Below are 25,746 nucleotides of genomic sequence, written 5' to 3' on the forward strand. Positions count from 1 at the left end.
GGCGAGCAGCGGCTGAAAGCAGGGGATACTCAAAATGAAATTTACGGTTAGCCGGGATGCCTTTTTAAAACCATTGCAAGTCGTTAGTGGTGCTGTTGAACGACGCCACACACTGCCGATCTTGTCAAACCTGCTGTTGCAGGTTAATGACAACCAGTTGCGCCTGACGGGTACTGATCTTGAGGTTGAACTGATCTCGGCGGTCACCGTCGAATCGACCGGTGGGGATGGGTCCGTCACTGTGCCGGCTAAAAAACTGCTTGATATTGTTCGTAGCTTACCTGATGAATCAACCATTGAACTATCGGCAGAAGAAGACAAAGCCTTTGTGCGGTCTGGCCGCAGTAAATTTAAATTGAGTACGTTGAGTTCTGATGACTTCCCGAATATTGATGACTGGACGAGCGAAATTAACTTTGTTACCGACCAGTCAGTATTAAAACGGCTAATGGAAAAAACACATTTTTCGATGGCAAATCAGGATGTCCGCTATTACTTGAACGGCATGTTATTTGAAACTGACGCCGGCATGTTGCGTTCGGTTGCTACTGACGGCCACCGCTTAGCAATGAGTAGTTGCTTTATCGAGCAGCCAAATTTAGCGCAACGTCAGGTTATTGTTCCCCGCAAGGGCGTTGTAGAGTTGCTGCGTTTGCTGGGTGACGATGAGTCCGAGGTTTCAGTAGCCATCGGCAATAACCATATTCGAGTAGAAACCGACAAGATTGTTTTTACCAGTAAGCTGGTTGACGGTCGTTTTCCGGACTACCGCAGAGTGCTTCCCAGCGGCGGCGATAAGATCATAGTCGCCGATAGAGACTTGCTAAGACAAGCGTTTGGACGAGCATCAATATTGTCGAATGAAAAGTTTCGAGGTGTCCGCTTAAATATCTCAGACAGCGAGCTGTGTATTACAGCAACCAATCCAGAGCAAGAGCAAGCTGAAGAAGTTATCGAAATAAACTATAACGGCGATGACCTTGAGATTGGCTTTAATGTCAGTTATCTGCTGGACGTACTTAATAACGTTGATGATTCCGAAATTACTCTGACATTGGCTGACTCAAATAGCAGTGCATTAATTGAACCAAAAAACGATGATGCCTGTTGTTATGTCGTTATGCCCATGAGGTTATAACGCGTTAGCTTATGCGCTTTAAAAAGCTGGTCGGTAACGAATTTAGGAATTTCTCTTCATTTGCGTTGGACCCGAGTGAAAAAATAAATCTGATTTATGGGCCTAATGGGTCAGGGAAAACCAGTTTATTAGAAGCTATTTATCTGTTTGGTTTTGGGCGTAGTTTCCGGCCTGGAGGTTATAAGCCATTAATCAAAGAAGGGACTGATAAGTTTACGTTGTTTGCCGAAGTCATGTCGGAAGGAAGTAACAAATCAGCGTCCAGGTTCGGCTTGAGCCGTCATCTACAGGGTCAGCAACAGTTGCGTATTAATGGCCAAAGCAATGTGCGCTTGGCTGAATTGGCGCGTAATATTCCAGTCCAGCTTTTTACACCTGAGTCTGTTGAAGTTATTTTGGGTGGGCCGGGCAGTAGACGACAGCTGCTCGATTGGGGAGTGTTCCACGTGGAACATTCATTTTTTTCGTTGTGGGCAAATTATAGCAAGGTATTAAAACACCGAAACCAGTTGCTAAAGCGCACAAAGGATAAAAAGACGTCGGAAGATCGTTATTGGCGCGAGCAGTTGAGTTATTACGGCGAGCAAATCACCGAGCTGCGTCAATCCTATGTCCTCGAGCTTACTAAATATCTTCAGGAAATGACCCAATCATTCCTTCCTGATGTTACACTAGATGTTTCGTTGCGAGTTGGCTGGGACAGCGCAAAAAGCTTACCAGAAGCTTTAGACAGTGCTTTAGTGACGGATGCGCGTTACGGGCATACATCCGTAGGTCCTCACAAAGCCGATCTCGCCGTTAGCGCTGACGGTTCGCCAGCCAAGGAACGCTTATCACGAGGGCAACTAAAAGTTGTTGTGGCGAGCTTAAAACTGGCACAGGCTGAATTCTATCGGCAAAAAAGAGATGAGAATTGCGTCATTGTGGTTGATGATTTGAGCTCGGAGCTTGATCAGCTCAACCAAGAAATTTTTTGTAGATTATTGGAAAATACTGATAATCAAGTCTTTATCACCAGCGTTAATCCTGACGACATACGTGATAAATTTAAACAAGAACCCAAAATGTTCCACGTGGAACACGGTATCTTACAAAGTCATATTGAGAACTAATTATGGAAGAAAATAACTACGGTTCGTCCAGTATCAAAGTACTAAAAGGGCTAGACGCAGTTCGCAAGCGTCCGGGAATGTATATTGGTGACACAGACGATGGAACAGGCTTACACCATATGGTGTTTGAAGTTGTTGATAACTCTATCGATGAAGCCCTGGCAGGACATTGTTCTGAAATAATGGTCACCATCCACTCGGATGGCTCAGTATCTGTAAAAGATGATGGCCGTGGAATCCCGGTAGATATCCATGAAGAAGAGGGCGTTTCAGCTGCTCAGGTCATTATGACAGTGCTACACGCCGGTGGTAAATTTGACGACAATTCCTATAAAGTTTCTGGTGGGCTGCACGGTGTCGGTGTTTCTGTAGTCAATGCATTATCAGAAAAGCTTACACTAACGATTCGTCGACAAGGTAAAGTTTACGAACAAACCTACCACATGGGTGTACCCGAAAGCGATGTGCAAGCCATCGGAGAAACTGATCAAACAGGAACTGATCTACGTTTCTGGCCCAGCGATGAAGTCTTTACCGGCACGGAATTTCATTATGACATTCTGGCTAAACGGTTACGAGAATTGTCCTTTTTGAATTCGGGCGTGGCGATTCGGTTAAGAGACGAGCGCGATGAGCGCGAAGATTTATTTAAATATGAAGGTGGTATCGCAGCTTTTGTTCAGTATTTAAATAAGGCCAAGACCTCAATTCACGAACAAACCTTCCACTTTTCAATAGACCGCGAGGATGGAATATCCGTCGAAGTCAGTATGCAATGGAACAATTCTTATCAAGAAAATATCTATTGCTACACTAATAATATTCCTCAGCGTGATGGCGGTACTCACTTAGCGGGATTCCGCGCCGCCCTGACTCGTACGTTAAACAGCTATATGGAAAAAGAGGGCTTTACTAAAAAAACTAAAACCTCTGCAACTGGTGATGATGCCCGAGAAGGCTTGACCGCGGTTGTCTCCGTTAAGGTTCCAGATCCTAAGTTCTCATCGCAAACAAAAGAAAAGCTGGTGTCTTCTGAAGTTAAGTCAGCAGTAGAGCAAACGATGAACGTTCAGCTTGCGGACTTCCTGTTGGAGAATCCTCAGGATGCTCGTGCAATTATCAATAAAATTATTGATGCGGCACGGGCGCGTGAGGCTGCTAGAAAAGCGCGTGAAATGACGCGCCGAAAAGGGGCGCTCGACATTGCTGGACTACCCGGCAAGCTAGCGGACTGCCAGGAAAAAGACCCTGCGTTATCAGAACTTTATATAGTGGAGGGTGACTCGGCAGGGGGTTCTGCTAAACAAGGCCGAAACCGGAAGAACCAGGCAATCCTTCCGCTAAAAGGTAAAATCCTTAACGTTGAAAAAGCGCGCTTTGATAAAATGCTTTCCTCACAGGAAGTCGGTACATTAATTACCGCAATGGGTTGCGGCATCGGTCGTGATGAATATAACCCCGACAAAACCCGTTACCACCGTATTATTATCATGACGGATGCCGACGTTGATGGTTCGCATATCAGAACCTTATTGCTGACCTTTTTTTACCGCCAAATGCCGGAAATTATAGAGCGTGGCTACATCTATATTGCACAGCCACCACTTTATAAAGTTAAAAAAGGTAAGCAGGAAACTTACATAAAGGACGAGCCGTCTCTGATTCGTTACCTCACCAGTGTTGCGCTGGATAAAGCATCACTTCACGTTAACGCTGATGCGCCTGGAATAACAGGCGAGCATTTGGAAAACTTGGTGAACGGTTACCAGTTAGCACAGGAAACAATTAAACGCTTAAGCCGGCGTATTCCAGAAAAATTCCTGCAACGTCTGTTTTATGCGCCGCGACTGACAGATGAGCGACTGAAAGATAAGGAGTACATGGAAGGCTGGGTTAAGAGCCTGAACGACGATTTAACGGAAAGAGAGGTAGACTCTGCCACTTACACCATCTCGTTAAAAGAAGACACTGAGCGTTCAATGTGGTTACCCACAACAAGCATTCGTCAGCATGGTGTGGATACTGAGTACCCAATGAGCTATGAGTTCTTAATGTCTAAGGATTATGAGCAAATAGTTACTGTAGGTGATCAGATAGCTAACTTGGTTGAAGAGGGTGGTTATGTAGTCCGGGGTGAGAAGAAGCACTCGATTGACCATTTTGTTGACGCCGTTGAGTGGTTAATTGGTGAGTCTAAACGGGGCTTGTATGTGCAACGCTACAAAGGGCTTGGCGAAATGAATCCTGAACAGTTGTGGGAAACCACAATGGATCCGGAAACCCGGCGCATGTTGCAGGTTACTATTGATGATGCCATTGGTGCTGATCAACTGTTTACGACCCTTATGGGCGACGAAGTTGAGCCCCGTCGGGTGTTCATTGAGTCCAATGCGTTAAAAGTTGCTAACCTCGACGTTTAGTTCAAAACTCAAACACAAACAAAAAAGGCCTCGCTTCAGTTTGCAGCGAGGCCTTTTTATTTCTCTTTGTTTTTACATTACTGTAATAGCGAAATATCGGCAACGTTAAGAAACATTTGCCGAAGCCGATGGAGCAGGTTTAGCCGATTTTCTTTAATTTTTGCATCCTCGGCGTTAACCATGACATGATCGAAAAAGGCGTCAATATCGTCTTTTAACGATGCCATACGAGTTAATGCGCCAGTGTAGTTGCCAACAGCCAGTTCAGGCTCGCAGCTCTTTTCAACTTCTCCTATTTTTGCAGCCAATGTCTGTTCTTGAGGCTCACAAAGCAAGTCGTGGTTAATGGTGCCAGTAAGGCTCAACTCTGACTTGGATACAAGATTGCTAACGCGCTTATTAGCAGCGGTAAGACTTTCTGCTGCCTCTAGCCCTTTGAACGACGAGACAGCCTGAATCCGGGCATCAAAATCTGCAGGCCGGGAGGGCGCTCGCGCGCTAACGGCTTTAATAACGTCAACGGCTACGCCTTGCTCTTGATACCAAGGGCGGAAGCGACTCATGATGAAGTTAAATACGTCATCTTGCACGGTTTGGTTACTTAAGCGCGGCCCAAACTGCTCCCGGGCACTGGTAATTAATGTATGCAAATCCAGATTTAACTGCTTTTCTACTACAATCCGAATTAAGCCAAGGGCTGCGCGACGAAGGGCAAAAGGGTCTCTATCGCCCTTTGGAGTTTGGCCAATGCCAAAAATTCCTACCAGGGTATCCAGTTTATCGGCCAGAGCAACCGCGCAGGCAACATCAGAATCTGGCAGCTTATCGCCTGAGAACCGGGGCCAATAATGTTGCTCGATAGCATTAGCCACTGTCTCACTCTCGCCGTCATTTAGTGCATAATGCTTACCCATGACACCCTGAGTTTCGGGAAACTCCAGCACCATCTCCGAGACCAAGTCGGCCTTTGACAAAAGACCTGCACGCTTAGCGTCCTCTTCACTAGTCTGAAGCTGATTTGCAATAACGGCCGCTAATAACGAAATACGTTCCGCTTTATCCTTTACCGAACCCAGCTGCTTCTGAAAGAGTACGTTATCAAGGCTGTCGAGACGGGTTTCTAAGGACAGCTTTTTATCTGTTTCAAAGAAAAACTGGGCATCAGCAAGCCTTGGTCGAACGACCTTTTCATTGCCGGCAATGATTTGAGCCGGATCTTTGCTTTCAATATTGGTAATAAAAATAAAGCTAGGCAATAACTCCCCCTGTTGGTTTTCAACAGGGAAGTAACGCTGGTCGTCTTTCATCGTGACGATTAACGGCTCTTTGGGTACGGTTAAAAAGCTTTTATCAAACTCGGCCTGCAAAGCTATGGGCCATTCCACCAGCGCTGATACTTCCTCGAAAAGTTCAGGGTCGGGTTGGACCTGACCATTCAGCTCGTCAGCCAGCGTGTTAACAGCGTTTTCGATGGTTGTTTTACGCTGCTCCTGGTCGGCCACCACGTAGTGTTGCCTTAACAGGGCTTCATAGTCGTCCGCTTTTTCCAGCTGAAACCCTTTGGGCGAATGGAATCGGTGGCCTTTAATGTGGCGAGAGCTGGGTGTATCCATGATCTCAGCATCGATTAACCTGGTGCCGTATATCAGCGTAAGGGTATGAACCGGTCGAATAAACTCTGCTTCGGATTCCCCCCAACGCATAGGACGTGGAATAGGTAATTGCTTTAATGATGAGGCTACAATGTCCGGCAGCAGACTATCAAGCTGCTGGCCCTTAACTTCAGCTTTATGCAATAACCAGGCGCCTTTATCGGTAGTCAGGCGTTCGGCTTGCTCAACGTCAATACCATTCGATTTAGCCCATCCAATTGCGGCCTTAGTTGGTTCGCCCTGATCATTAAAGGCAACCTCAATGGAAGGGCCTCGTTTTTCTACGACTTTGTCTTGTTGCTGCTCCTGCAGCTGCATAACCAGCACGGCTAAACGTCTGGGAGTGGCAAATATTTTAATCGACTGAAAGTCGAGCTCCGCTTGCTTCAAACCTTGGCTGATACCGTCGGCAAAGCTTTCGCTTAGTGCTTTTAGCGATTTAGGAGGTAACTCCTCGGTGCCGATTTCAATTAGCAGATTGTCCTTTTTCACGGCCTAAACTCCTTTTGACTGCGGTAAACAAAGTGGAAAGCCAAGGGACTCCCGAGCTTGGTAATAAACTTCGGCGCAGGCTTTAGCCATGGTGCGGACTCGTAAAATGTAACGTTGTCGTTCCGTAACCGATATAGCATGGCGGGCGTCAAGCAGATTAAACGCATGTGAGGCACGCATAACTTGTTCGTAAGCCGGTAGTGCCAGTTCCTGTTCGATCAGCAGCTGACATTCGCGCTCACAGTCTTCAAAGCGGCGAAATAGGACATCAACATTGGCGTGTTTGAAGTTATAGGTAGATTGTTCAACCTCATTCTGATGGAAAACATCACGATAGAAAATTTTCCCCCGGGGTCCGTCGGTCCAGACCAGATCGTAAATACTATCAACGCCCTGAATGTACATCGCTAAGCGCTCTAAACCATAGGTGATTTCACCGGCGACTGGTTTACACTCAAGGCCGCCGACTTGCTGGAAATAAGTAAACTGCGTCACTTCCATGCCGTTTAACCAAACTTCCCAACCGAGACCCCAGGCTCCCAGGGTTGGCGACTCCCAGTTATCTTCGACAAAGCGAATGTCGTGAGTCAGAGTGTCAAAACCAAGCATTTCCAGCGAGCCCAGATAAAGTTCCTGCAGATCTTTAGGAGATGGCTTCATCATGACCTGAAACTGATAATAATGCTGTAAGCGATTAGGGTTTTCCCCATAGCGCCCGTCAGTAGGGCGGCGACAGGGTTGAACATAGGCAAAGCTCGACGGCTCGGGACCAATCGAGCGCAGAAAAGTCATGGGGTGAAAGGTTCCCGCACCCACTTCCATATCAAGCGGCTGTATTATTGCACAACCTTGCTGAGCCCAATAATCCTGCAGCGCAAGGATCAGCCCCTGAAAGGTTTTGACATCGTAGTTGGACATAAAATTTCTCTTAAACCGTTATGGTTGTTGACCAATGACTGATAAGTATGCATAGATTATACCCTCAGACAGGGTTAGGTTATAGGGGCGTTAATGACAAATCCGGCAACAAAGCGTTGTCCGTGGTGTGAGCAAGCTGATGACTATCGGGCTTACCATGACGAGCAGTGGGGCAGGCCGGTTGCTGATCCTGTCGAACTGTTTGCAAAGTTATGCCTTGACGGCCAGCAGGCCGGACTCAGTTGGCTGACTATTCTGCGAAAGCAAACGGCTTATGAGCAAGCGTTTTATCATTTTGATCCCGCTAAAATTCAGGCGATGCCCAGCTCTGAGCGTGCTAATCTTTATGATAATCCGGGCATTATTCGTAACCGTAAGAAAATCGATGCGATTTTTGCTAATGCCAGCGCTTATCTGGCGATGCAGGATAGAGGATTAGAGTTCAGTCATTGGTTGTGGCAGTTCGTCGGCGGCAGGCCGGTTATTAATGCTTATCAGGCTATGGCAGACGTGCCAACTGAAAACGCGGCCTCCCGGGCTATGGCAAAGGCGTTGAAACAACAAGGATTTAAGTTTGTTGGGCCGACGATATGTTATGCTTTTATGCAGGCTGTCGGTATGATGAATGACCACCTAGTTGACTGCCATTGTTACATGTCAGTTTGCCAGCAAATGCGGCAATTTTCTTTAACAGGCTAATGGATACATAATGATAGAAATTACTTTAGCAGATTACTCAAATCCGGCTCATGCGCAAGCTGTTATTTTGATGCTTGATGCCTATGCACAGGACCCCATGGGCGGCGGTGAGGGTATCAGTGAAGACACAAAAGAAAATTTGATTAAAGAGATGGACAAGCGTGAGCATGTATTTTCGCTGCTGGCCTTTGATGGAGACGTGCCGGTAGGCATCGCAAATTGCGTAGAAGGATTCTCTACCTTTGCGGCTAAACCTTTAATGAATATTCATGATATCGCTGTTGTACCCGACTATCGTGGTAAGGGCGTGGCGCAGAAATTACTTGAGGAAGTAAAAACTCTGGCTGAATTTCGCGGTTGCGTAAAACTAACGCTGGAAGTACTTGATAAAAATGACCGCGCTAAAGTTGCCTACGAAAAGTTTGGCTTTAAACCTTACGAGCTTGGTGATGTCGGGCAGGCCGAGTTTTGGGAAATGTATCTATAAAAGAACATGCGCCCCGGGCGCATGTTTTTAGTGCTTTTTTTCAATCCAGTAACGATAGGGCACCTGATCTGTTTGCTGTTCAAGCAACTGGTGGTCCATGAACTCACAAAAACCGGGTATATCGCGCACGGTTGCCGGGTCATCAGCAATAACCATTAGCACGTCCCCAACGGACATCTTGCGAATAGCAGCCCTGACCAGCATCACCGGCTCCGGGCAACGAAGACCCAAAGTATCAAGTTCTTTATCTGCAGTCATAAGTTACTCGTTGGCATCAAGAAAGAGCAGGGGCTTATTCCTGCTCTTTCTTAATTTGTGTCAGACGCGTTCGAAGACTGTCGCAATACCCTGACCTAAACCAATACACATGGTAGCAAGACCCAGCTTAGCGTCTTTTTCTTCCATCAAGTGTATCAGGGTGGTTGAGATGCGGGCGCCCGAGCAACCCAGCGGATGGCCTAGAGCAATAGCGCCACCGTTCAGATTAACCTTTTCGTCCATTTTATCGAACAGCTTAAGACCTTTAAGCACTGGTAAAGATTGCGCAGCAAATGCCTCATTAAGCTCCACCAGGTCGATATCATCAATGCTAACGCCGGCACGCTTTAAAGCCTTCTCTGTTGCCGGTACCGGGCCATAGCCCATAATAGATGGATCACAGCCGGCAACAGCCATCGAGCGAATTTTAACGCGTGGAGTTAAGCCCAGTTGCTGAGCTTTTTCAGCCGACATAACCAGCATTGCGGCGGCGCCGTCAGACAGCGCCGAAGAGGTACCTGCGGTAACCGTGCCGTTAGCCGGGTCAAATACCGGCCGTAACTGCGCCAGCCCTTCAGCGGTCGTTTCCGGCCGTATAACTTCATCGGCAGTCACTCGAACAAGTTCGCCGTTGTCGTTATGCCCATTAATTGGGTAGATTTCCTTGGCGAAACGGCCTTCTACCGTAGCTTCATGAGCTCTTTGATGAGAACGGGCTCCAAAAGCGTCTTGCTGCTCGCGGCTAATACCAAATTTACGCGCCAGTAATTCGGCCGTCATGCCCATACTACCGGCGGCTTTAGCAACACTTTTGTTCATGCCCGGATGAAAGTCAATGCCGTGATCCATAGGAACATGGCCCATATGCTCAACGCCTCCGGCCATAAAAATATCACCGTCGCCGTGCATGATGGCACGCGAAGCATCATGTAGCGCCTGCATCGATGAGCCACATAGGCGGTTCACTGTAACGCCGGCTACTGTGTGTGGAATACCGGCAATAAGAGCTGAGTTACGGGCAATGTTAAACCCTTGTTCTAAGGTTTGCTGAACACAGCCCCAATAAATGTCTTCCAGCTCTCCGGCATCGACTTGAGGATTACGTTTTAGTAATCCTTTCATTAATTCGGCTGAGATATCTTCTGCCCGCACATTACGGAACACGCCGTTTTTTGACCGTCCCATGGGCGACCGAATGCAATCAACAATGACTACGTCTTTCATAAAAATTCTCCTATGCCCTTACTTTGCACTCGTTGTTTCAAAGTAGGATTTACCGGCCTCTGCCATCTCACGCATACCGTCAGTTACCTGGTATATTTCACCTAAATGCGCGTATTGGTCTGCCAGATTAATAAAGTTGTTTAATCCCATAGTCTCCAGGTAGCGGAAAGGCCCACCGCGGAAAGGGGGAAAGCCGAGACCGTAGAGCAAAGCAATATCCGCTTCAGCGGCTGAACCAACGATGTCTTCTTCCAGGCAGCGAACTGCTTCGTTCACCATAGGAATCATACAGCGAGCGATCACTTCGTCTGCATCCAGGGTTTTTCCTTGCTCGGAGCCGGTCAGCTGATAAGCTTCTTCGGCAGGTTGTTTAGTCGGTTTGCCTTTTTTATCGGTACCGTAAACGTAAAACCCTTTACCATTTTTTTGCCCGTAACGTTCGGCTTCAGCAAGTTGTGCAATAGCACTGGAAGTGTCTCGTTTCATCCGGGTAGGGAACCCTTCTTCCATCACAACGGTGCAATGGTCTGCGGTGTCGATACCGACAACATCACTTAAGTACGCAGGACCCATTGGCCAACCGAACTGTTTTTCCATGACTTTATCAATCGCGACAAAGTCGATACCTTCGTCGACCATCCCCGAAAAGCCAGCAAGATACGGGAATAAGACGCGATTAACCAAAAAACCCGGGCAGTCGTTAACGACTATAGGCGTCTTGCCTAACTTGAGAGCGTAAGCAACAACGGCAGCGACGGTTTCGTCGGATGTTTTTTCACCACGGATAATTTCGACCAACGGCATTTTGTGTACCGGGTTGAAAAAATGCATGCCACAGAACTTCTCAGGGCGTTTAAGATTTTTGCTTAATTCAGTAATTGAGATAGTCGATGTATTGGATGTCAGGATAGCATCGTCGCTGATAACTGATTCGATATCTGCTAATACTGAGCCTTTCACGTCGGCATTCTCGACGACGGCTTCTACCACAATATCAACATCTTTTACTGCATCGTTCAGTAAAGTCGGGGTGATAGAGGACAGCACCTTAATCATTTTGTCGTTATTGACCTTACCGCGGTCGACACCTTTTTTAAGGATTTTGCCTGCCTCTTTCATGCCTAAATCAAGGGCATCCTGCTTGATATCTTTCATTACCGCCGGCACTCCTTTCAGTGCTGACTGATAAGCAATACCACCACCCATAATACCGGCGCCTAATACTCCGGCTGTCTTAATTTCTTTTTTGGCAGCTTTAGCAAATTTTTTCGACTTACTTTTAACAGCCTGATCGGCTAAAAATATACCTACCTGAGCCTGGCAGGCATCGGTCTGGGTAAGGTCAAAAAAGGCATTATTTTCAGCCTTTAAGGCGCCTTCACGATGTTCGCGGGCGCCATTTTCAATCGCCTCAATTGCCTTGTGCGGGGCTGGGTAGTGCTTGCCGGCCTTAGCTGCAACCATGCCTTTAGCTGTGACCAGCGTCATGGTAAGTTCGGTATCATTTGCTTTTAGCGGTTCCAGCTTGGGCTGCCGCTTCGCTTGCCAGTCCTGCTCGCCTGCTGCAGCGGCTTTGGCTAAGTTTAATGCCGCCTCAGTTAACTTCTCCGGGGCCACAAGCGCATCGATAGCACCAACTTTTAAGGCGGCTTCGCCATTATTGTTTTTACCGGTTGTTATCCACTCCAGCGCATTGTCAGGACCGATAACACGGGGCAGGCGCATGGTTCCGCCAAAACCGGGTATCAAGCCGAGCTTAACTTCGGGAAGGCCAATGGTCGCGGTGCTGTCGGCAACTCGATAATCACAGGCCAATAAGGCCTCACAGCCACCACCAAGTGCAAAGCCTTTTACCGCAGCGACTGTTGGCACCGGCAGGTCTTCTAACTGGTCAAAAACCCGGGACGCTTTGGCTACCCAGGTACGGGTTTTTTCTGCATCAGAGAACAACGAAAGAAATTCAGTAATGTCCGCGCCGACAATAAAAGTGGATTTGCTGCTGGTAACAATCAAGCCTCTTAAATCATCGGTTTGTTTGATTTTTGTTAACGCCTCACTGAATTCTTCTAAGGTTGCCTGGTCGAATTTATTAACCGAGCCTTTCGCATCAAATTGCAGTTCAGCGAAGCCGGGTTCAATAAAGTCGACCCGAATGTTTTCACCTTGGTAAATCATTTTGGGTCTCCCATGACATCCATTAAATTTTTGCTACAAAGAACCTGATTCTGAGATAGCTTTAGGTTATGGTAGAGAGAGTTTGGCGCGAAAGCGTCGATTTTTCAACGGTTATTTAAACATGCGTTTGAATTAATGAAAAAGCAGTCGTTTATCATGCGTTACAAGTATAAAGTGCGAACCGGCCTGATAGCCGTTATCGTCAGCTTAGCTGCCCCTTTTGTTGTTGCGGCACAACCGCTTTCTGACCAGCGCGCTGAACAACGCGAACTGTTTTTAAAAGCAGAGTATGCAGCAAAGCGGGGCCGTCTTGCTGAGTACCGTTTACTGCGCGAGGAGCTGGAAGATTATCCTTTAGCGCCTTACCTCGAACTTGAGCGGTTGCAACAAATTGGCTACCTGGTCAATGAGGATCGGGTATTGTCATTTTTGCAACAATACGAAGGTACTCCCCTTGATTGGCAGTTAAGACGCAAGTGGCTTACCTATCTTGCCGGACACGGCGAGCAAGAACGTTTTATTCGTGATTTTCGTTATCCGGGGACTCTGACCCATCAGTGCCACCTGATTGAAGCGGAGCGCGCCCAGGGGCTGGAAAATCAGGCATTTATACAAAAGGTTGACGGCATCTGGGCGCATGGATTTTCAGTTCCCTCAGCCTGTGACGGAATTCTCGCAGAGTGGGCGGAGCTGGGTGCACGTACCAGCGAAAAAGTCTGGCAGCGGATAGGGCTGGCGGCCGACGGCGGCAACCCGACGATGATCCCGTATCTGAAAAGCTTACTACCGGATAATTACCAGTATTTAGCTGAACTTTACCATAAAGTACGTTACTCGCCGGCGGCGATATATTCCGACAAACGCTGGCAGGGAGCGGATCGACAAAAAGAAGCTGAAATAGCAACTTACGCCCTGAAAAAGCTGATTTGGCGGGACGAAAACTTAGCCTTAAAAGCCTTTGAAAAGCTTAGCCAGAAACTGCCTTTTAGTAGCGAGCAGCGCCAACAAGTGGCGTCTGAATTTGCGGTTGCGCTAAGCTTGAAGAAACATCCGGAAGCGCGAATTTGGCATCAGCGTGTTCCACCGTCGTCGTTAGATGAAAGGACTTTGCAGTGGCGTCTGGCCACTTATTTACGGGATCGCGATTTTAGCACCTTAAAATTAGCCATCGAAAGCTTACCGCCGGCGATAGCTAACGGCGCTCAGTGGCGCTACTGGCTGGCGCGTTCCAGCGAAATTACCGGGGATAAGCTGGCGGCAAACGAGCTGTATCAGGAACTGGCAAAAGAGCGTAATTTTTACGGCTTTTTGTCGGCCGCCAGGATTGGGCAAGCGGTGAGCCTGGATACCGATCCTATCGAAATGAGTCCAGTTGAACTGGAGCAGGTAAAACAGCATCCCAGCGCGCTGCGGGCGTACGAGTTTATTCAGTTAGAACGTTTTGTTGACGCCCGGCGGGAATGGAATCATTTACTTTCTGAGCTTAACGGAGAGCAGCATAAAGCTGCGGCATTGCTGGCCAGTGAATGGGAGTGGCATGACCAGGCCATCTGGACGCTGGCTCAAATTGGCTACTTTGATGCAGTCAATATTCGCTTTCCGATGGCCTATGGCAGCCTGCTAACCGGCGCTTCTAACCGGGTTGGTATTGACCCCAGTTGGGCAATGGCCGTTACACGCCGCGAAAGCGCTTTTCGGGCTGATGCATACTCAAGCGCCGGAGCGCGTGGATTGATGCAGATTTTGCCTAATACGGCTAAACGCCTGCGCAATGACAACATCAGCTACCGTCAGCTGCATAAACCCAAGACCAATGTAGAACTGGGTACCTATTATTTAAGCCGCTTAAAAAATCGATTTAATGATAACCACGTACTTGCTACTGCTTCTTATAATGCCGGCTACTACAAAGTACTGGACTGGTTACCATCGACAGCTACGCCTGCCGATGAGTGGATAGAGCAGGTACCTTATTATGAAACTCGTGATTATTTAAAAGCGGTTTTAACCTACCAGCAGATCTACTACTTACTGCAGGGCAATCAGGGTAATCTGTTTGAAAACCTCGAAGGGATGATGATACAGCCAAGCTATGACTAGTAAGGATTATCGTCGGCCAACGACTGCCTGTGAGCATGAAATAGAAATAAAAAGCAGCCGTTTTATTGCCTGTCTGTCGCCTTGCCGCAATACTGCTGATGCGGCTGCTTTTTTAGCCGAGGTGCAAAAACGCTGGCCCAAAGCAAATCACTATTGCACAGCTCACGTAATTGGCTCACCGTTTGGCGATGATGGCTTGTCCTGTAGTGACGATGGCGAACCTTCAGGCACGGCGGGGCGGCCCATGCTAAACGTGCTGCGCAATGCACCCCTGGGTGATATTTCTGTTGTCGTGGTGCGTTACTTTGGCGGTATAAAACTTGGTACCGGAGGCTTGCAGCGAGCCTACAGTCAGGCGGTATCTGAGGCTCTGACAGCGCTCGAAACGGAGCTTTGCATTTATCGCCAACAATTCCGGGTTAACTATCCGTACAGCGATCAGGGTGCTATAGATGCTTTATGGAAACAATATCAGGTGCAGGTTCTGGACAGTGACTTTACCGAGCTGGTCAGCCAGCACCTTGCGACTGTGCCGGAAAATGTGGCCAGCCTCCAGGAAAAGCTGAACGCCGCCACGCAGGGAAGAATAAAGCTAATGGATAAATCAAAAGAACATGGCGCTGGGCTGGAATAGTCGCTCGACCTCATCAATGTATTTTTTGTCCAGTAAAAACAGAATGACGTGGTCATCCGACTGCACAATAGTCTCACCATGAGCCATTAAAACCTCGTTGCCCCGGACAATAGCACCTATCGTAGTACCCGGTGGCAATTTAATTTCATTAACGGCCTTACCGACCACCTTTGAGGTGCTCTGGTCGCCATGGGCGATGGCTTCTATAGCTTCAGCGGCCCCTTTGCGTAACGAATAAACATTAACAATGTCACCACGCCGGACATGAGTAAGCAGCGCGGAGATGGTAGCTCTTTGCGGCGAGATGGCGATATCAATTTCACCGCCCTGAACCAGATCGACATAAGCGCTGCGCTGGATCAGCACCATGGTTTTTCTGGCCCCCATGCGCTTAGCCAGCATGGCCGACATGATGTTAGCTTCGTCGTCATTAGTCACGGCGATAAACACATCAATATCTTCAACGTGCTCTTCTTCTAACAGTTTTTGGTCGGAAGCATCACCTTTAAATACTAATGTGTGCTGAAGCCGTTGCGAAAGGTCTTCTGCCCGGTCTTCATCCTGTTCAATAAGTTTTACCCGATGATCACTCTCTAGCTGTTTTGCCAGCCCGGAACCAATATTGCCACCGCCGACAATCATAATACGACGGTATTTACGCTCAAGCTTTTGCAACTCTTGCATAACGGTGCTGATATGGCGGGTATCAGCGATAAAGAACACTTCGTCATCTGCTTCGATTATGGTGGTGCCGGTGGGCCGGATGGGTTTCCCCTGACGATAGATAGCGGCAACCCGGGTATCAATATTAGGGATATGTTCACGTAGCGTCGAAATTGCGTGGCCAACCAATTTACCGCCATAGTAGGCTTTCACAGCGACCAGGCTGGCGCGGCCACTGGCAAACTCCATTACCTGCAACGCCCCGGGGTAGTCGATCAGTTTTCGGATGTAGTTGGTGACCAGTTGCTCCGGCGAGATAAGGAAGTCGACGGGGGCATCGTTTTTGTGGAATAAGCGGTCGCGATAGCGAATGTACTCTTCTGAACGGATACGGGCTATCTTAGTGGGCGTATTGAATATCGAGTATGCGACCTGACAGGCGATCATATTGGTTTCATCACTATTCGTAACCGCAATTAACAAGTCCGCATCTTCTGCGCCGGCATGCCTTAGGGTATCCGGGTGGGCCGCGTGACCGACAACTATCTGCAGATCATGTTTGTCCTGCAGCTGCTCCAGTAAGTCGGTGTCAGTGTCCACCACTGTGATATCGTTACGTTCACCGACCAGGTTTTCTGCCAGGGTACCGCCGACCTGACCGACACCCAAAATGATAATTTTCATTGTTGTTTCTTTAACCTTGCATAGAAAAAGCCATCACCGCCATCAGCCGCGGGCAGCAGTTGCAGCGTGGCTTGCTGTTCTGTTATATCGCTTAGCCTAGCATCCTTTTGGCGGCGCAGAAAATGTTCAATCTGCTGTTGGTTTTCTCTGGCCAGTACCGAGCAGGTCGCATATAAGAGTTCTCCGCCATCCTTTAACAGGGGCCAGATGCTATCCAGAATTTGTGCCTGCAGTTTTACCAGGGCATCGATATCAGAAGCACGACGCAACCATTTAATGTCCGGATGGCGGCGGATTACACCCGTGGCTGAGCAGGGCGCATCCAGTAAGATTCGATCGTAGCAGACGCCATCCCACCATTTATCAGTAGCGGTAATATCGGCACAAATCAGGGTCGCCGGTTGCTTTTGCCTGGCCAGGTTTTCTTCAACCCGCTGTAAGCGTTTCTGATCAATATCAATAGCTGTCAGCGGCTCTGTAAATTGGTGACGCTCGAGCAAGTGTAGTGTTTTTCCGCCCGGTGCGGCGCAACAGTCAAGCACACGATGGCTCTCGTGACTGTTCAGGAGAAAACCGGCAAGTTGCGCCGAACGGTCCTGAACTGACACCCAACCTTCGCTAAAACCCGGTAAGCGCTCAACTGCCACCGGCTGCGTTAGCCGCAAGGCACTGGACACCCTATCATCCGGATGGGATTCAATTTCCTCGTCGTCTAACAGTTGTTGATACGCTGCCCGACTCACTTGGTTTTCATTAACCCGCAACCACATGGGCGGGTGCTGATTGTTGTTAAACAGAAGCTCCTGCCAGTTATCAGGGTAATCTTGCTTTATCGCCTCAGCCAGCCAGCGTGGATGGTTATGTAATTTATCCTCCGGCAGCGCACGTTGCTGGTTGTCGCCCCTTTCCGGAGCCTCCCGTAATAGCTGCCGCAAGACACCGTTAACTAAGCCAGTATGGTTTTTGCGACCCAGGAACTTAGCCGCTTCGACTGAGGCACTGACTGCGGCATGGTCTTTAGTACGTAGAAAATAAAGTTGGTAAGCACCCACTAACAAAAGACTGTTAAGAATTTTTAGTTTGCCGCTCAGTGGTTTTTTTAGTTTGCCGGCAATCAGTTGATTAAGGCTGGGCAAGTAGCGCATTACACCATAGCTAATTGCCTGGGCCAGACGTCTGTCGCTGACCTCCAGCGGCTGAGTTTCTTCCGGTAAAACAGCTGACAGACTCTCGCCCTGTTCAAGCACCCGGAACACAATTTTTGCTGCAATGGCACGGCTTTGCGCGCCCGAAGCGGGGCGGTTTTTTTTAGTCATTAAGTCAGTTGATTACCTTTACTGAAAATCGTTCGGTAGCCGTTAAACAATTGTGCAGCAGGTTGCGCCTTTTTGCCCGGCATTTGTGCAGCAATAATGCGAAGAATACCGGTGCCGCAAGCAACATCAATACCCTCTGCAGAGGTGTTAACGATGGTGCCGGCTGGTTCGTTTGAGTTTTGTTCAATAGACTGAGACGCCAGAACTTTAATAACCAGCGGCTTGTCATCCTGAGTTGTGCTGGTAAACCAGGCAGTCGGCCAGGGATTAAAAGCATGCACGTTACGGTTTAACTGATCCGCAGTCTGCTGCCAGTCAATCCGACCTTCTTCTTTGCTCAGTTTTTTTGCGTAAGTAGCTTGCTGGTGGTTTTGTGGTTGAGCCTTTTGCTGAAGTTCAGCCAGGTTATCAAGCGCCTCGACCAGCGCCGGTGGCCCCAGAACTTCAAGCTTTGCATAAAGTGAAGCCGACGTTTCATCAGCCTTAATCTCACAACGCCGTTCTAACAGTACAGGTCCGGTATCCAGGCCTGCTTCCATCTGCATTATTGCCACACCAGACTCAGTATCGCCGGCCCAAACAGCTCGCTGAATGGGCGCTGCACCGCGCCATCGCGGAAGCAATGAGCCATGCACATTAATACAGCCCATGCCCGGCGTATCCAGAACAGCCTGAGGCAACAATAAACCGTAAGCTACCACGACCATAACATCCGCGTTCAGTCCGGCAAGTATTTGTTGCTGCTCGGCAGGCTTAAGGCTCTCGGGCTGATAAACGGGTAAGTTATTTTGCAGCGCCAGAGTTTTAACGGCCGATGGTTGCAGCTTTTTACCGCGGCCGGCGGGCCGGTCGGGTTGAGTGTAGACCGCAACAACTTTATGCTGCGATGCTAAAAGAGCCTGCAGGTGCCGGGCCGCAAAGTCAGGCGTACCGGCAAAAACGATGCGCAAGGATTCGTTCATCGATTAACTTTCCGCGCCGACTTTTTCATTCATGCGCTGTTCTTTTTCCAGTTTTTTGCGAATACGGCTTTGCTTTAGCGGTGACAGGTAATCAACGAACAGCTTTCCGTTCAGGTGATCAATTTCGTGCTGTATACAAATGGCCAGCAACCCTTCGGCGTCAAGATTAAACTGCTCGCCGTTGCGATCAGTGGCGGTAACCGTTATCCGCTCGGCACGTTCAACCTTGGCATAAACGCCCGGGAACGAGAGACAGCCTTCTTCGTTAGCGAAATGACCCTCTGCCTTTGTAATCTCAGGGTTAATAAACACCAGAGCTTCGTTCTGATCTTCACTGCAGTCAGCAATGAATAATCGTCTGTGAACATCAACCTGGGTTGCGGCTAAACCAACCCCTTGTGACTCGTACATGGTCTCGAACATATCGTCGATAGTGGCGCGCAGCGCGTCATCGACTGAGTCTATCGGTTTGGCAACGGTGCGTAACCGTTCATCCGGATACTTTAGAACCGTTAACTTTGACATATCTGTAACTCCTTAGCTTTTACTACCCTTAGTTTAACGCATTTATGGGGGCTAAGGACAGTCTATGCAACAGCAAGATGTGTGTGTGTTACTGGCATTAAATCGGGCCAAACGGGAGATTAAGCGGGCCGCACGGCAGCTTTCCTGCGTTGAAGAGGTGCTACAACGATGGGCGCAATCGTTAAAACCGGTAGACAGTCGCTGGGTTACCGCCGCACTGGACTGGCAACGCAACCCAAATCAGGGCTTAGTTGGTTTTTTTGATCCGGCTTATCCGGCTCACTTAAAAGCCATTGACGACCCGCCGTGGTTATTGTTCTGGCAAGGCCGTAAAGAATTGCTGGAAAGCCCTAAAGTGGCCATTATCGGCTCTCGAAAAGCCTCGCATAGTGGCTTACAGATGGCCGATTGGTTAGCAAAGGAGTGCTCTCTGCATGGCATTACAGTGGTCAGTGGGCTGGCCATGGGGATAGACTCCCAGGCTCATCAGCGGGCCGTTGAGCAGGGTTTAACCATTGCCGTGCTGGGTACCGGTATCGATAAAGTGTATCCACCGCGAAATCGGCAGCTGCACCGTTTAATTGCCCATCAAGGCCTGTTGCTGTCAGAGTTTCCCCCCGGAATTGCCGCACGAATGGATCATTTTCCCCGTCGTAACCGTATTATTAATGGCTTGAGCACCGGCGTTGTGGTTGTCGAAGCTGCCCCGCGCAGCGGTTCACTGTCAACGGCACTGGCCGCTATTAACGAAGGCCGGAATGTTGGTGCCGTGCCGGGCAATGTCTTTGCCACCGAGGCGCAAGGTTGTCATTGGTTACTTAAGCAGGGTGCCGAGCTGATTAGCCACCCTGACGATGTGCTGAACTGGTTTGCCATGACAACCAATAAGTTGTCGGTGACTGATCAGCCAGCCACTGAAGAAAGCTTGGCAAACTCGGCATTGTCCGCTAATGTGGGGTTTCAGCCGACGACCATAGAGCAGCTAGTCATGGCAACCGGGTTATCGGCTGCAGAAGTAACAGAACAACTCTTGTTTCTTGAGCTACAGGGCCTGGTAAAAGCAGTGGCAGGCGGTTACATCAAAGTGGGGAGGCGCTAAATTATGTTTGATATCCTCATGTACTTGTTTGAAAATTATATTCATTCGGAGCAAGAGGTCATTGTTAATCCTGATGAGTTAACCGATGAGCTGACTCGGGCAGGGTTTCACCGTCAGGAAATTCACAAAGCTTTGGCTTGGCTGGAGCGTTTAGCCGATTTGCAGGATGGCGATGCGAAAAGCTATTTAACCTCGCAGCCATCAACAGCGACCCGGGTTTTTACCGAGCAAGAAGCTATCCGGCTGGATAGCCAGTGCCAGGGCTTTCTAATCTATCTGGAAAACCTCGGCGTGCTGGATTTTGCAACCCGGGAGATGGTGCTTGATCGGGTGATGGAGCTGGAAGCCACAAATTTTAATCTGGACGACCTGAAGTGGGTGGTATTGATGGTGTTGTTCAACTTACCGGGTCACGAAGCGGCTTACGATCAAATGGAAGGCCTTTTATTTGAGCAGGCCGAGGGTCCCCTGCACTGAAGCAGCGCACAAACTAATGCCAAAGTGTCCGCAGTGCAGTCAGGAATTGGTGGTTAAGCATAAAGGGCAGACGAGCTTTTATGCCTGTACCGGCTTCCCCGAATGTGATTTTACGCAAGGCTTAAGAGAGCAGTCTGAAATTGAGCCTGAAAGCCTGGGTGTCGACTGCCCGGAGTGTGGCCGCGAGTTACAGTTAAAAAGCGGCCGCTTTGGCTTATTTGTTGGCTGCAGCGGTTTTCCGCAATGCGCCTTTGTCACTGAACCGAACAGTAGCGATGCTGATCAGGGTGTTATCTGCCCGCTTTGTCATCAGGCTGGACGGGCCGGACAACTGGTGCAAAAGACCTCCCGTCGCGGCTCCTCTTTTTTTGCCTGCACCGAATACCCTCAATGCGATTACTCGGTCAATTTCCCCCCCGTAAATGAAGCCTGCCCAAGCTGTCAGTTTCCGATTTTGTTAAGAAAAAAACAAAGCGGCGTCACGCGGCATTTCTGTCCGCAAAAAAACTGTGATTACAAATCAGAGCCGTTATAATTTGCCAAAATCGGTGAAGGAGAACTCCATTTGACGACCTTAGATTTGGCTGCTGCGAGAGAAGCCCTTTTGGGAGGCGTTATCGCTTACCCTACAGAAGCTGTTTTTGGCCTCGGTTGCGACCCGACAGATGATACGGCGATTAAACAAATTCTGGCTTTAAAACGACGACCGGTTGAAAAGGGTCTTATTCTTATTGCTGCGGATTACAGCCAGTTACTGCCCTATATCGATGATCGGGCAATACCTCAGGATAAGCGTTTTCAAGTGCTTTCACACTGGCCTGGGCCGGTTACCTTAATTTTGCCGGCAAGAAAGAGTGTGTCTGAGTGGTTAACGGGTGGCCGCGATACTATTGCTGTCAGAGTCACCGCATTTGAGCCGGTCCGTGCCTTATGCCGGAAGTTAGGCACGGCGTTGGTATCAACCAGCGCCAACCCGGCGGGCGAAGAACCAGCCCGGACTGCAGACGAAGTAAGAAGTTACTTTGGCGATCAGCTAAGCTGGGTGTGGGATGCCGAAACGGGTGGCGCAAGATCGCCCAGTAAAATCATTGACCCGCTGACAGAAAAGGTTTTTCGACATAATGAATGACGCATATTTAAAACCTGTAATTGCTTATTTTATGGATTTACAGGATCGCATCTGTAATCAAATCGAAACTGTCGATAAAAAAGGCCGTTTTCAACAAGATCGATGGCAACGGGAAAAGGGCGGCGGCGGTCGTTCAAGAGTGCTGAAAAACGGTGCGGTATTTGAACAGGCCGGGGTTGGTTTTTCGCATGTTTACGGAGAAAGCCTGCCCGATAGCGCAACCGCGCACCGGCCTGAACTGGCCGGGCGTGAATTTAATGCCTGCGGCGTGTCGCTGGTGTTCCACCCTAAGAATCCCCACGTGCCAACGGTTCATATGAATGTGCGCTTTTTCATTGCCGAAAAAGACGGTCATGAACCGGTTTGGTGGTTCGGCGGCGGTTTTGATTTAACTCCGTTTTATGCGGTCGAAGGTGACGTTATCGAGTGGCATCAGAAGGCTAAGGCTGCGTTGGATGCCGTCGATGAATCCTTATATCCGAAGTACAAACCCTGGTGCGATGACTACTTTTATCTGAAGCACAGAAACGAAGCCCGCGGTGTCGGCGGAATATTCTTCGATGACTTAAACGACCGGTCCTTTGAGGAGGCATTTGCCGTGGTAAAAGCGGTTGGCGACGCTTTTTGTGATGCCTACTGTCCTATTGTTGAGCGTCGTAAAGAGACTCCCTATACGGAGCAGCAAAGAGCTTTTCAGCTTTACCGGCGTGGCCGCTATGTTGAGTTTAATTTAGTCTGGGATCGTGGCACCTTATTTGGTTTACAAACGGGCGGCCGCACCGAATCCATTTTAATGTCGATGCCGCCGATGGTGCGCTGGGAATACGATTGGCAGCCGCAGCCTGATTCAGCCGAGGCACAACTGACCGAACACTTTTTAATTCCCCGCGACTGGGCAGCGATGGCCGATGACTGATCGGTTTTGTGTTTTCGGCAACCCTGTGGGGCATAGTTTGTCGCCGCAAATCCATCAGTGCTTCGCCGAACAATTTGGCCACCGGCTGGATTATTATAAACAGTTGGCCAGCATACCTGGCTTTAAGCGCTGCGTTGCCCGGCAGTTTCGGCTTGGCTTGCGGGGAGCCAATGTTACGGCGCCCTTTAAGCAACAGGCGTTTGAACTGGCCACCCGGCTTACGCCGCAGGCAAAAAGTGCCGGCGCGGTTAATACTCTTGTAAAAGACCGTGCCGGAGGGTTGCTGGGGGCAAATACCGATGGATCCGGCTTAATCCGTGATTTACAACGTTTACAAATACCTTTGAGTGGTCAACGAATCCTGTTAATCGGCGCGGGCGGTGCCGCCCGCGGCGTTCTGGCTAACCTGCTGAATGCGCCGATCGACGTACTGTGGATTTATAACCGCACCGCGAGTAAGGCGCAGGCTCTGGCCGACCTTAACGATAAGGCCAGGGCAGTGACCCGCTGGTCAGACGTAAATGGTATCGATGTCATCATTAATGCCTCCAGTGCCTCACTTAGCGGTCAGTTGCCGTCTGTTCCGGAGCGGCTCTTCAGTGAGGCCTCCGCCGTTTATGACATGATGTACGGTGCCGGACCGACACCGTTTTTGCAGCATGCCCGGCTAATCGGCTCCGCTCAGTGTTTTGACGGATTGGGGATGCTGGTAGGCCAGGCTGCTGAAAGTTACCGCCTGTGGTGGCAGTGTGAGCTACCGAAAATGGCTCCGGTAATTGCTAAGATTCGGCAACAGCTGGCTTCACATTAAGCAGAGTCACCGGCACCTCTGCTGTTTGAAAAAACTGCAGCCATCGCGACTGATTGGTTCGTAACGTGTCGCCGGGGCCCTTTACCTCGATTAGCTGCACTTGTTGCTGGTCGGGGTGATATAACCACAAATCGGGAAATCCGCTGCCATTATTTTTTGTATCGAAAGCCATCCGGTCGAATAAATCTGCCCACAGGGTGGCCGGTAATTGACGGAACCATGTCAGCGCTTCATCAACCGGGTTTATTTTCCAGGCAACAAAGGGGTTGGCAATGTCCTTTTTTTGCTCGGCGTGCCGGGCCGCTAAAGCAATGGCTGCACCAGGCTGTTGTCGGATCATGCTGATACGTTGCTGAAAAAGCGCTTTACGGCGCTGGTAAAAAGCGGGTGAGCGCAGATCTCGCGGGCCGCGCTGGAAAGGGTGTATAAACGCCCCTTCGATATCATAAAAAATGATATCCCAGAACAGCAAACCGAATAACGTCTGAGGGATGATATTCTCACTATGGCTGCCATGCCAGCCAAGGCTTTTATAATACGCCAGTACCGCTTTTTCTACCTGCCTGACGGTATAACCCAGCGTCAGAGATTGCGATGCAATGGTTTGCGACTGCTGGCTAAAGTCACACTTAAACCAGCGGCCCAGCAACTGTCTTGCAACTTCAAATTCCGTCTCATCCGCCGGGTCCTGGTACATTTGAAACAATAACCGTCTTGCCTGCAGGGGTCTGTCCTTAAAGTACATTCTGGCTTGCCTTTCGCGGGCCGGTGGCCGTTGCGACTTACGGTATAAAACATGGGCAAGGAACACCGCATGCTGGCGCTCGCAGTCCCGCGCCAGACGATTTAAAAAGCGGCTGAGTTTACCGGTAAGGCGCTCAGGAAAAGACGCTAACACCGTGTCCTGTTGCCAGCGACGGATCCAGTCAATACGCTCCTGCGGGGTATTTAAATCCGCATATTCTGTTTGCCAGTGCTCTATCTGTAAAAACAGCGCCATTTCGTCTTTGCCGCTAAATAATGTCTTTGGCCTGGCAAGGTAAGACTCATACTGGATATGGCCCAGAGCGGTAACAACAAATTCTGACAGTTGCTGTCTGGAGTTGCCAAAAAACAGTAAAGCCAGCTGGTTAAACTGACTGTTTTTTAGCAGCTGAACGATTTCTATGTCACTCGTCACCCTGGTACTGCTTAATTGCTCCAGCAGTTGTTGTTTACTCAATGCTTTGAGAGCGCCGGGTTGCAGGGCTAACAGCTCTGCTTTAGTCAGTAAGGCTAACCAGTGCGGCTGGCTGGATTTATCTGCCGGTTGTATCCAGCCTTGCCGGGTTAGCTCACTAATGGCCAGAGGCACATCAATCTCCGGATAATTTAGCCGGTCAATACGGAAAAATTCGCCCTTGCGTGAATATAAACGCAGCCAAAGCCGTTGAGCGTCAGGCGACAGCAGGTCGTATTGGTTGATCATAGACTGAAGAGCAGAATTCATCAGCTCACTGTGGTGTTCCTGCACCCAGCTTTTGACCAGAGCAAAATTCTTCCAGTAGTAGAGCGGATCGTTTACGTCGGCAATATCCCAATGCATTGATTTAATAATAAAAATTTAATTGTTATATAAAGAAGCCCAGAATAGATTACAAAATGGTCTAAAGGAATAGCACATAGCGCTAGATCCAGGTTAATTTTATGCTAATCTATCAGTCGTTTTAGGCAGGAGCTATCCACGTATTGCAGGTTTTAGATAACAGGCCAAGCGATAACAAAAAATAAAGTTTCCACACTTAAAATGATAATATAATAAGACGGGTACACTGGGATACCTGCAGTAATAAAAGCCCACCACATCAAAAACTTA

General features: G+C 49.0%; 23 protein-coding genes. 13 read left to right on the top strand and 10 right to left on the bottom strand.

The window, feature by feature from the left end:
* Positions 1 to 34: 34 nt before the first annotated feature.
* The 3 genes from dnaN to gyrB are packed head-to-tail and all read left to right on the top strand — an operon-like array spanning position 35 to position 4,670.
* Positions 35 to 1,138, top strand: a complete 1,104-nt coding sequence (gene dnaN, locus LG288_RS00255; protein WP_404400875.1) for a DNA polymerase III subunit beta — start codon at positions 35 to 37, stop codon at positions 1,136 to 1,138.
* Between the two features lie 11 nt (positions 1,139 to 1,149).
* Positions 1,150 to 2,250 carry a DNA replication/repair protein RecF gene (recF, locus tag LG288_RS00260; protein ID WP_404400877.1) on the top strand — a complete coding sequence of 367 codons (1,101 nt, stop codon included), beginning with the start codon at positions 1,150 to 1,152 and terminating at the stop codon, positions 2,248 to 2,250.
* A 2-nt stretch (positions 2,251 to 2,252) separates the two neighbouring features.
* Positions 2,253 to 4,670 carry a DNA topoisomerase (ATP-hydrolyzing) subunit B gene (gene gyrB, locus LG288_RS00265; protein WP_404400879.1) on the top strand — a complete coding sequence of 806 codons (2,418 nt, stop codon included), beginning with the start codon at positions 2,253 to 2,255 and terminating at the stop codon, positions 4,668 to 4,670.
* 77 nt (positions 4,671 to 4,747) lie between these two features.
* On the opposite strand, the gene glyS is transcribed toward gyrB, so the two are convergent.
* Together glyS and glyQ are read right to left on the bottom strand one after the other, a co-directional pair.
* On the bottom strand, positions 4,748 to 6,814 hold the full coding sequence (gene glyS / locus LG288_RS00270; protein WP_404400881.1) for a glycine--tRNA ligase subunit beta: 2,067 nt from the start codon (positions 6,812 to 6,814) through the stop codon (positions 4,748 to 4,750).
* 3 nt (positions 6,815 to 6,817) lie between these two features.
* Complete coding sequence (gene glyQ / locus LG288_RS00275; RefSeq protein WP_404400883.1) at positions 6,818 to 7,732, bottom strand: glycine--tRNA ligase subunit alpha; 915 nt, start codon at positions 7,730 to 7,732, stop codon at positions 6,818 to 6,820.
* Between the two features lie 93 nt (positions 7,733 to 7,825).
* Here glyQ and LG288_RS00280 point away from each other — a divergent pair, with 93 nt between their 5' ends.
* Positions 7,826 to 8,431 (top strand): DNA-3-methyladenine glycosylase I, encoded by a 606-nt coding sequence (locus LG288_RS00280; protein ID WP_404400885.1) that lies wholly within the window; start codon positions 7,826 to 7,828, stop codon positions 8,429 to 8,431.
* A gap of 10 nt (positions 8,432 to 8,441) precedes the next feature.
* Complete coding sequence (locus LG288_RS00285) at positions 8,442 to 8,918, top strand: GNAT family N-acetyltransferase (protein WP_404400887.1); 477 nt, start codon at positions 8,442 to 8,444, stop codon at positions 8,916 to 8,918.
* 27 nt (positions 8,919 to 8,945) lie between these two features.
* On the opposite strand, the gene tusA is transcribed toward LG288_RS00285, so the two are convergent.
* From tusA to fadB, 3 genes are read right to left on the bottom strand one after another with little or no spacing between them, the layout of a single operon-like run.
* Positions 8,946 to 9,176 (bottom strand): sulfurtransferase TusA, encoded by a 231-nt coding sequence (tusA, locus tag LG288_RS00290; protein ID WP_404400889.1) that lies wholly within the window; start codon positions 9,174 to 9,176, stop codon positions 8,946 to 8,948.
* 60 nt (positions 9,177 to 9,236) lie between these two features.
* Entirely contained in the window at positions 9,237 to 10,400 is a 1,164-nt protein-coding gene (fadA, locus tag LG288_RS00295) for an acetyl-CoA C-acyltransferase FadA (protein WP_404400891.1), read from the bottom strand.
* Between the two features lie 18 nt (positions 10,401 to 10,418).
* Positions 10,419 to 12,575: a fatty acid oxidation complex subunit alpha FadB gene (gene fadB / locus LG288_RS00300; RefSeq protein WP_404400893.1), complete on the bottom strand. Its 2,157-nt coding sequence runs from the start codon at positions 12,573 to 12,575 to the stop codon at positions 10,419 to 10,421.
* Between the two features lie 135 nt (positions 12,576 to 12,710).
* Here fadB and LG288_RS00305 point away from each other — a divergent pair, with 135 nt between their 5' ends.
* Both LG288_RS00305 and LG288_RS00310 read left to right on the top strand, forming a co-directional pair.
* Positions 12,711 to 14,675 carry a transglycosylase SLT domain-containing protein gene (locus tag LG288_RS00305; RefSeq protein WP_404400895.1) on the top strand — a complete coding sequence of 655 codons (1,965 nt, stop codon included), beginning with the start codon at positions 12,711 to 12,713 and terminating at the stop codon, positions 14,673 to 14,675.
* Positions 14,668 to 15,309 (top strand): YigZ family protein, encoded by a 642-nt coding sequence (locus LG288_RS00310; protein ID WP_404400897.1) that lies wholly within the window; start codon positions 14,668 to 14,670, stop codon positions 15,307 to 15,309. Before LG288_RS00305 ends, LG288_RS00310 begins: the two co-directional genes overlap by 8 nt.
* Here the strand turns inward: LG288_RS00310 and trkA are convergent.
* The 4 genes from trkA to def are packed head-to-tail and all read right to left on the bottom strand — an operon-like array spanning position 15,280 to position 19,459.
* Positions 15,280 to 16,656 carry a Trk system potassium transporter TrkA gene (trkA, locus tag LG288_RS00315; protein ID WP_404400899.1) on the bottom strand — a complete coding sequence of 459 codons (1,377 nt, stop codon included), beginning with the start codon at positions 16,654 to 16,656 and terminating at the stop codon, positions 15,280 to 15,282. The genes LG288_RS00310 and trkA overlap by 30 nt on opposite strands.
* Complete coding sequence (gene rsmB / locus LG288_RS00320) at positions 16,653 to 17,972, bottom strand: 16S rRNA (cytosine(967)-C(5))-methyltransferase RsmB (RefSeq protein ID WP_404400901.1); 1,320 nt, start codon at positions 17,970 to 17,972, stop codon at positions 16,653 to 16,655. Before rsmB ends, trkA begins: the two co-directional genes overlap by 4 nt.
* Positions 17,972 to 18,922, bottom strand: coding sequence for a methionyl-tRNA formyltransferase (gene fmt / locus LG288_RS00325; protein WP_404403109.1), 951 nt, complete (start codon positions 18,920 to 18,922; stop codon positions 17,972 to 17,974). Before fmt ends, rsmB begins: the two co-directional genes overlap by 1 nt.
* A gap of 15 nt (positions 18,923 to 18,937) precedes the next feature.
* Positions 18,938 to 19,459 (bottom strand): peptide deformylase, encoded by a 522-nt coding sequence (gene def, locus LG288_RS00330; RefSeq protein ID WP_404400903.1) that lies wholly within the window; start codon positions 19,457 to 19,459, stop codon positions 18,938 to 18,940.
* A 64-nt stretch (positions 19,460 to 19,523) separates the two neighbouring features.
* On the opposite strand from def, the gene dprA reads away from it, so the two are divergent.
* From dprA to aroE, 6 genes are read left to right on the top strand one after another with little or no spacing between them, the layout of a single operon-like run.
* Positions 19,524 to 20,558 (top strand): DNA-processing protein DprA, encoded by a 1,035-nt coding sequence (dprA, locus tag LG288_RS00335; RefSeq protein ID WP_404400905.1) that lies wholly within the window; start codon positions 19,524 to 19,526, stop codon positions 20,556 to 20,558.
* 3 nt (positions 20,559 to 20,561) lie between these two features.
* Complete coding sequence (locus tag LG288_RS00340) at positions 20,562 to 21,035, top strand: DUF494 family protein (RefSeq protein WP_404400907.1); 474 nt, start codon at positions 20,562 to 20,564, stop codon at positions 21,033 to 21,035.
* Positions 21,036 to 21,051: 16 nt separating this feature from the next.
* Positions 21,052 to 21,570, top strand: coding sequence for a topoisomerase DNA-binding C4 zinc finger domain-containing protein (locus LG288_RS00345; RefSeq protein WP_404400909.1), 519 nt, complete (start codon positions 21,052 to 21,054; stop codon positions 21,568 to 21,570).
* A 30-nt stretch (positions 21,571 to 21,600) separates the two neighbouring features.
* Positions 21,601 to 22,164, top strand: coding sequence for a Sua5/YciO/YrdC/YwlC family protein (locus tag LG288_RS00350; RefSeq protein ID WP_404400911.1), 564 nt, complete (start codon positions 21,601 to 21,603; stop codon positions 22,162 to 22,164).
* On the top strand, positions 22,157 to 23,080 hold the full coding sequence (hemF, locus tag LG288_RS00355; protein WP_404400913.1) for an oxygen-dependent coproporphyrinogen oxidase: 924 nt from the start codon (positions 22,157 to 22,159) through the stop codon (positions 23,078 to 23,080). The genes LG288_RS00350 and hemF overlap by 8 nt, the downstream gene beginning before the upstream one ends.
* Positions 23,073 to 23,891 carry a shikimate dehydrogenase gene (gene aroE / locus LG288_RS00360; protein WP_404400915.1) on the top strand — a complete coding sequence of 273 codons (819 nt, stop codon included), beginning with the start codon at positions 23,073 to 23,075 and terminating at the stop codon, positions 23,889 to 23,891. The genes hemF and aroE overlap by 8 nt, the downstream gene beginning before the upstream one ends.
* On the opposite strand, the gene LG288_RS00365 is transcribed toward aroE, so the two are convergent.
* Positions 23,860 to 25,476, bottom strand: coding sequence for a VRR-NUC domain-containing protein (locus LG288_RS00365; protein WP_404400917.1), 1,617 nt, complete (start codon positions 25,474 to 25,476; stop codon positions 23,860 to 23,862). The genes aroE and LG288_RS00365 overlap by 32 nt on opposite strands.
* Positions 25,477 to 25,746 lie beyond the last annotated feature (270 nt).

Origin of the sequence: Idiomarina seosinensis, from assembly GCF_044797955.1 — a bacterium.
GTDB lineage: Bacteria > Pseudomonadota > Gammaproteobacteria > Enterobacterales > Alteromonadaceae > Idiomarina > Idiomarina seosinensis_A.

Excerpts from the sequence above, each read along its gene's own strand:
- recF (WP_404400877.1), top strand. The coding sequence starts at position 1,150 with ATGCGCTTTAAAAAGCTGGTCGGTAACGAATTTAGGAATTTCTCTTCA.
- dnaN (WP_404400875.1), top strand. The coding sequence starts at position 35 with ATGAAATTTACGGTTAGCCGGGATGCCTTTTTAAAACCATTGCAAGTC.
- LG288_RS00285 (WP_404400887.1), top strand. The coding sequence starts at position 8,442 with ATGATAGAAATTACTTTAGCAGATTACTCAAATCCGGCTCATGCGCAA.
- dprA (WP_404400905.1), top strand. The coding sequence starts at position 19,524 with ATGCAACAGCAAGATGTGTGTGTGTTACTGGCATTAAATCGGGCCAAA.
- tusA (WP_404400889.1), bottom strand. The coding sequence starts at position 9,176 with ATGACTGCAGATAAAGAACTTGATACTTTGGGTCTTCGTTGCCCGGAG.
- LG288_RS00365 (WP_404400917.1), bottom strand. The coding sequence starts at position 25,476 with ATGCATTGGGATATTGCCGACGTAAACGATCCGCTCTACTACTGGAAG.
- LG288_RS00345 (WP_404400909.1), top strand. The coding sequence starts at position 21,052 with ATGCCAAAGTGTCCGCAGTGCAGTCAGGAATTGGTGGTTAAGCATAAA.
- LG288_RS00280 (WP_404400885.1), top strand. The coding sequence starts at position 7,826 with ATGACAAATCCGGCAACAAAGCGTTGTCCGTGGTGTGAGCAAGCTGAT.
- LG288_RS00310 (WP_404400897.1), top strand. The coding sequence starts at position 14,668 with ATGACTAGTAAGGATTATCGTCGGCCAACGACTGCCTGTGAGCATGAA.
- LG288_RS00340 (WP_404400907.1), top strand. The coding sequence starts at position 20,562 with ATGTTTGATATCCTCATGTACTTGTTTGAAAATTATATTCATTCGGAG.
- fadB (WP_404400893.1), bottom strand. The coding sequence starts at position 12,575 with ATGATTTACCAAGGTGAAAACATTCGGGTCGACTTTATTGAACCCGGC.
- hemF (WP_404400913.1), top strand. The coding sequence starts at position 22,157 with ATGAATGACGCATATTTAAAACCTGTAATTGCTTATTTTATGGATTTA.
- gyrB (WP_404400879.1), top strand. The coding sequence starts at position 2,253 with ATGGAAGAAAATAACTACGGTTCGTCCAGTATCAAAGTACTAAAAGGG.
- glyQ (WP_404400883.1), bottom strand. The coding sequence starts at position 7,732 with ATGTCCAACTACGATGTCAAAACCTTTCAGGGGCTGATCCTTGCGCTG.
- LG288_RS00305 (WP_404400895.1), top strand. The coding sequence starts at position 12,711 with ATGAAAAAGCAGTCGTTTATCATGCGTTACAAGTATAAAGTGCGAACC.
- def (WP_404400903.1), bottom strand. The coding sequence starts at position 19,459 with ATGTCAAAGTTAACGGTTCTAAAGTATCCGGATGAACGGTTACGCACC.
- aroE (WP_404400915.1), top strand. The coding sequence starts at position 23,073 with ATGACTGATCGGTTTTGTGTTTTCGGCAACCCTGTGGGGCATAGTTTG.
- rsmB (WP_404400901.1), bottom strand. The coding sequence starts at position 17,972 with ATGACTAAAAAAAACCGCCCCGCTTCGGGCGCGCAAAGCCGTGCCATT.
- trkA (WP_404400899.1), bottom strand. The coding sequence starts at position 16,656 with ATGAAAATTATCATTTTGGGTGTCGGTCAGGTCGGCGGTACCCTGGCA.
- fadA (WP_404400891.1), bottom strand. The coding sequence starts at position 10,400 with ATGAAAGACGTAGTCATTGTTGATTGCATTCGGTCGCCCATGGGACGG.